Consider the following 6370-nt stretch of genomic DNA (forward strand, 5'->3'; position numbering starts at 1 on the left):
CCGTTCTAACGATTATTTTAGGATCGCGATTATCTTAGAACTGTGACAGCTTATCGTAGCGCGAGTCTTTTAGTACATCCTTGACGCGTTTAAGATTTTCACGAAAACCAGAGCCACGGCGCAGGGTGAAACCAGTAGCCAGTACATCAATTACCGTCATTTGCACCACACGGCTTGCCATGGGCATATAGACGTCAGTATCTTCAGGTACGTCAAGAGAGATCGACAACGAGCTTGCTTTGTCCAGCGGTGAATCTTTTGCCGTAATCGCAATGACAGTCGCACCATTTTCGCGCGCAAGATTGGCGATTTCCACTTGGCTTTTAGTACGACCTGTATGCGAAATCAAAACAATTACGTCATTGTCGGTACAGTTGATACAACTCATGCGTTGCATCACGATATCTTCAAAGCAAGTGATCGGAATGTTAAAGCGAATAAATTTGTTTTGGGCATCTTTTGCTACAGCAGAAGAGGCTCCTAAACCGAAGAAAGAGATCCGTTTTGCTTGTGTGAGTAAGTCAACTGCACGGTTAATTTGCATTGGATCCAAGCTGTTTTTAGCCACATCCAAACACGCCATAGTCGATTCGAAAATCTTATGGGTGTAGGCGTCTGGGCCATCATCTTCTTCAACATTTCGGTTTACATACGGAGTCCCGTTAGCAAGGCTTTGCGCTAAATGAAGCTTAAAGTCGGGAAAGCCTTTGGTGTCGAGTCGTCGACAAAAGCGGTTTACCGTTGGTTCACTGACATCGGCCATTTTGGCGAGCGTCGCAATACTTGAGTGAATCGCGGTTTGGGGCGAAGCCATAATTACTTCGGCGACTTTACGTTCCGACTTGCTAAAGTTTTCCAGATTTTTTTGAATTTTTTCTAATGTATTCATAGTGTTCACGCGGGCGAAGAGAACAACTCGTTGGTTTTACCCGGTCGCCCTTTGGGGGGATTGGAAATAACACATTTCCAAAAAGGTAAGTTAAACCAACGCCATGCAATGAGTATAAACCTAGGATGTAGATTTCCGTAACAATTCAAGTTAACAATTGATGAGAACATGACAAGCCTCAAACAAAATTTCATGAAAACTACAGAATTTAGATTTAAATCGATGATTAATGGAAATTTCTAGCTCATTAATGATGTATTAGTTACAGCAAAAAGAAATAAATTTTCAATTCGCTGTAACTTATAGGGATTCTAGCTGATGATTCTTTGAGCAAGCAGCTCAATTTTGGCCATCAAATTAGGCGCTAGCGTGGCAATATGTCGCTGCTCATCTAAGATCGAGTGCAAGATAGCATGTGTTGTTAGCGGGTTGGCTAGTACCACGCGAAATACGATGGTATCAAGCTTGTCCCAGCGTTCTGGGTTTAAACGGGTTCGAGAGACAAATGAACGCCCCGTTTCCCTTTGTTTTTTCTGCACAAACTGGGTGATTTCATTTAGCAACTCGTTCAGTTCTGCTTTTTGATTGGGCAAGGCTTGTTGCAGTGCTTGGCGAACAAAAGCAGGAATATAACGATAGGTTAAAAGACACAGTTCGGGTTCAGAAATCAGCTCAAAATCGTCTTGTTCTTTAATTAGATCGGCGAAATAGCGAGCTTTAGCTAGGCTTTGGTCAATCAATAATTCGTAGCCAGGGCGACTAATAATGTGCATGCTAGCGTACACCAACATGGCCATACCTGAACGAGAACCTTCTAACGTATGGCTGCCTAGATCTTTTGAACCTTTCCGCAAAATATACTGCGCATGGTGCTCAATTGAATGCATAGCATCAGGCTTTTTGAATAGTACCATGCCTGCACCCATAGGGATGTAGAGCTGTTTATGTGCATCAATCGTGACGGAGTCAGCCAACTCAATACCATTGAGTAAGTGTCGGTGATTATTCGACATTAATGTTGCACCGCCCCAAGCGGCGTCTACGTGAAAATGACAACCTTCTTGCTGGCAAATATTGGCGATATCTCTTAAGGGATCAATGTTGCCCGTTTCTGTCGTTCCGGCGACGCCAACAACCGCAAAAGGTTTAATTTTCTGGCTTTTTAGGTGTGCCATTTGGGCTTTCAAATCTTGTGGGCATAAGCGGTTGTTGTGGTCGGTTTTTACACAAACCAAGCCTTCTTGGCCGATACCCAATACGTCAGCGGCTTTCTTTAAAGAGTAATGGCCACGATCAGACACTAAAATGGCTAACCCGTGGTAACCATAATGACGCATGGCTTTAAACAGCCCCTCTTTTTCGACGCCTTGGAAATCACCATCAGCTTTCAAAGCATTATTACGAGCCACCCACAATGCCGTGATATTGGCAATTGTTCCGCCAGAGCAAAATGCACCGAGCGAATGATTAGCGCTATGCATCCATTGGCTGTAAAAAGCGTCATTTTTTTGATAGATCAAACGATGCAACATACCCAAAACCTGCCGTTCTAGCGGTGTAAACGCTTTTGACGTTTCAATTTTGACTAAGTTTTGATTCAGCGCAATCATGATCTTTGATAACGGCATCAAGAAATATGGCAGTGCAGATGTCATATGACCAATAAAGCTAGGAGCCGAGGTATGCACTGAATGAGCGACTAAATTATCCAACAAATGCTGAGTATGTTCTGAAACGAACTCCGGTGACTCTGGAATTTGCGGATTAGAGAAATCTTTTTCGATCTCTTTGAGTGGTTTTTCTTCAGCGACAATATGTTCACGCAAGAAGAGGTTCAAATTGCGCGATAGCTCTTGGTCTATTTTTGTCAGTGTTGAGTCGGGGCCTTCGGGCACAGTGAAGATCCGTAACAAGCTCTCGAAACTCACATTTGCAGTTTTTTGTTCTGATACCATACAGCTTCGTTATTTTGATTTTATGGAATGCGAGCGGCACAATCTAAACGAAAACGGGACAGTTGTCCCGTCTTAATTCGGCTAGAGTAGAGGCGGCGACTAGTTACAGACTTTCTTTTCGATCAAGGCGATGGCATCGTTATATTTATTCAACGCAGCTTCGATCTGCTTCGGATGACTGAGCAATTCGGCTAAAGCTGAACGTAATTCATAGTTTTTTTCGTTAGGCTTTGCTTGGCGATCTTCATAGGTGATTTTAGCAATGTGGCCGAGATCATCACTGCGTGAGGCCAATACTTTAATGTCGTGCTGTTCTAGTTTTAACCAAGCTTCTACAGGTTGCGAGGTGGCAACTTTAGAAGGATCGTTGCTTAGGTAATAGTGGACTGCCGCACGGCTTAATTCAAAGTGATGCTGGCGTCCTTGTAGAAACCATTGGCTAACTTCAGTAAGTTCAGGATATTGCGCGGTCGTTAAGTCTGCGAGATCACTATACCAATGGAGAGACGCGTCGACATAAGCGTCATATTTTTCGGATAAGCATTGGTTATCAGCAGCGAGAGCAACATTCGCTGAAGTTGAGAGCAGTAGGGCAACGATAACACGTTTCATAAATCTTCCTTTGGGCTTTGTTATTGTGTGGGAGTTTTCCACTCCCTATTGTTAGTTTAAATGAAGGCTAAAGTGATTCCTGAGATCTAGCCTGCAAGTGATACAAAGAACAGCATAAGAATAGGCACCAGTAGGCTGAGAATAAACCCACTAACAATCGCGATCGGTACGCAACGAACCCCGCCAGTTGTCTGGATCACGGGCAAGGTGAAATCCATCGCGGTTGCCCCAGCATAGCCGATGGCAGAGCAAGGTTTGGTTCGGATTAGCATGGGGATCATCACTAAAGCAACCAGTTCTCTAAGTAGCTCTATCATGAAAGAGGCACCACCATAGACTGGGCCGAAAGCATCACCCATTAAAATCCCGGCAAGTGAATACCATCCAAAACCGGAAGCCATGGCTAGTCCTCGATAAATTGGGATATCAAGAATCATGGCCGCAATGATCCCCCCAATCCAAGAGGTCAATATAATGACTAATGCGATGACCATTCCGTATTTATTGAGCAAAATTTGTCGTAGAGTTAAACCACTATTTCTCAACTGAATACCAATAAAGAAAAGTAATACGAACAAGATCCATTCACTGGCGGTGCTCACCCAACTTAAATCGAATCCTAATACAACCCCAAGCGCCAATCCTCCACCGACAACCACAATCAGCTTTACGGATTCTAACGCCATGCTAGATAGTGGCAGTTTTGAATGGTTCGCATCGGTTTTTATGGGTAGAAATTTGTCAATAAAAGGCAAGACCAATAAGTTGCAAGCACCAATCATCAAGAAAAATACGGTGGTAAATTTGAGTATCAACTGTAGGTTACTGCCCAAGTTATCGAGGGCTGCCAAGCTTAAACCCATCAGAAACAGAATGACGTAAACTAACCAAGACGTGGCTTTATTTAATGCTGCTAGCCACTGTTGATTGGCAATAGAAAATAGATACCCCACGATTAGTGGGGCAAAAATAAATAACATCCCTGAGAACATCTCATCCTCTGAATTATTTTGGGTTTAGAAGCCGCTTGCGTTGATCACATCATTGAGTTTTGATTTGAATTCAAGCTCACTAAGGTTACTTAAGTTGTACAGCACCTCAGCTCCGGTCGCATTAATTTCGACGTCATGCTCTTCAATCTCTTCATCTTGACGACGAAACAGTAAAAGATGGTGAGCAATACGTGCCACATCAAGGTAACTGACTTCGTGAGAAGATGCGACTAAAGATTGATTTCCTGCTACTTCAAGGAAATCTGAGTCGAACCCCCAACTTCTTAACACAAGCTGACTGGTTTTTGAACATCGCGACTGAAAAATCTGTAGGGCGATGTCTTGATCGAGATAGTTGCCTTTCTCAAGATATAAATGATATTCGTGTACAAGACAAAACAAGCCAATATCCGCAAGTAGACCGACAAGTAAGGCTTTTTCTTGCTCTAAATGTTGATATCGGCTTGGTTCTAGCTGTTTAAATGCGTGAGTTACCATCACCATGGTTGCGCCAAGCTCTCGCGATATGGCGGCGCTATTAACCAATATTTTATTGCATTCTTTACTTAAGTTTACGGAGTGCTTTAACTGCTCAATCGCTTGAGCTGTTACAATGTCGCGTACTCGTAGTATGCCTAAGCGTGATACAGCCGTGACTAAATCCGTACAGGTAATATTTCGACGATTAAAGACAACAGAGTTTGCTACGCGTACTACAATTGCAGTCAGTCCGGGATCTTCAAGTAGACAATCGGCGACATCTGAAATTTCAGTAGATTCTAATGTGCATAAGCGCTGTATTTTTAGAACAACATCCGGAATAGGAGGAAGTGAAATTTTTCCTGTGCTGAGTGAGTGTTCAACCAATTGAGAAAATTCACTTTCTAACCCTTGGATGAGCATTTGATGATGATCTGGAAGCCAGTAAAAAGATAGATGATTCATAAATTTGTGCTCAATCTGTACTGAAGGCATTTTACCGTCTGCTAACCCAAATAAGCAATCAATTCACCATCAATCGCATTAATTTGTTTTCTTGATGTATTAATCTTAATACGTTAATGGAAAGCGTATGTGTCAAAAAAATTTATTCATAAACACAATGATGTGATTTCTATCTCATAACTCTGCGCAGATATGTCTATTGATGTGATGTATGCCCAGACTTATTTTGTATCGTTAACTATGATAGTACCCATATTAAGCAAGCTAATACTAAACTACTACAAGCTTGTTACTAACTTACTCTTTTTATTCGCAAAAATACGCTGCTATCTGGTGATCACTATTAATCGGGGAACTTGATTAAGGATCAATGGATATGATTGAGCATGCATTTTTCAATTACGTTATTAAATTTGGCGCATTTCAAAAGCGTTCAATGTTTGGCGGTGTTGGGCTTTTCCAAAAAGAAGCGATGTATTCACTGATTAGTGAAGAGTCTGTTTTTATTCGTGGAGGTGAAGAGCTCGATGATGCACTCACAAAATTAGGCTGCGAAAAATACAAACACGTTAAAAAGCAGACCACAGCAACCGTTAATTATTATGATATTACTGAGCTTTTTGTGAGCAATCATGAGAGCCTAGATACGATTATTGAACGTTCCATTCGTTATTCTGTTGAGCAACGTAGCTTTCAAAAATCCTCTGCAAGCCGTCGACTACGTGACTTACCAAACATGCAGTTAACGTTAGAGCGTATGGTTAAAAAAGCGGGCATTAATGATGTGGAAACGTTCATGCGCTTAGGTGCTCCTACGATATTTTCTAAAGTGAGAAAAACGTACGGTAGTGACGTCGATGTAAAACTACTGTGGAAGTTTGCTGGTGCGATCGAAGGTATTCATTGGAAATTGCTGCAAGAGCCTCGCAAGCGTCAATTATTAGAAAGCTGCTCATTACGCTGACAGTTTTGTAGCA

At 42.2% G+C, this 6370-nt stretch carries 6 protein-coding genes; 1 reads left to right on the forward strand and 5 read right to left on the reverse strand.

The features are described from left to right. Positions 1-34: 34 nt before the first annotated feature. The 5 genes from AACQ17_RS16580 to AACQ17_RS16600 all read right to left on the reverse strand — a co-directional run bounded on the left by AACQ17_RS16580 (position 35) and on the right by AACQ17_RS16600 (position 5393). Positions 35-889, reverse strand: coding sequence for a MurR/RpiR family transcriptional regulator (locus AACQ17_RS16580; RefSeq protein WP_010320194.1), 855 nt, complete (start codon positions 887-889; stop codon positions 35-37). A gap of 311 nt (positions 890-1200) precedes the next feature. Then, positions 1201-2844, reverse strand: a complete 1644-nt coding sequence (gene panP, locus AACQ17_RS16585; protein ID WP_017047742.1) for a pyridoxal-dependent aspartate 1-decarboxylase PanP — start codon at positions 2842-2844, stop codon at positions 1201-1203. Positions 2845-2943: 99 nt separating this feature from the next. Next, positions 2944-3456: a hypothetical protein gene (locus AACQ17_RS16590; protein WP_017044636.1), complete on the reverse strand. Its 513-nt coding sequence runs from the start codon at positions 3454-3456 to the stop codon at positions 2944-2946. 86 nt (positions 3457-3542) lie between these two features. After that, complete coding sequence (locus AACQ17_RS16595) at positions 3543-4448, reverse strand: lysine exporter LysO family protein (protein ID WP_017047741.1); 906 nt, start codon at positions 4446-4448, stop codon at positions 3543-3545. Positions 4449-4472: 24 nt separating this feature from the next. Further along, positions 4473-5393 (reverse strand): HDOD domain-containing protein, encoded by a 921-nt coding sequence (locus AACQ17_RS16600; RefSeq protein ID WP_026028826.1) that lies wholly within the window; start codon positions 5391-5393, stop codon positions 4473-4475. A 370-nt stretch (positions 5394-5763) separates the two neighbouring features. Between AACQ17_RS16600 and AACQ17_RS16605 the strand changes: the two genes are divergently transcribed. Beyond that, a complete protein-coding gene (locus AACQ17_RS16605; protein WP_013857112.1) occupies positions 5764-6357 on the forward strand; it encodes a TfoX/Sxy family DNA transformation protein in 594 nt (197 codons plus the stop codon). Positions 6358-6370: the final 13 nt, after the last annotated feature.

It is taken from the genome of Vibrio sp. V10_P2A27P122, assembly GCF_963874335.1.
Taxonomy (GTDB): Bacteria; Pseudomonadota; Gammaproteobacteria; order Enterobacterales; family Vibrionaceae; genus Vibrio; species Vibrio anguillarum.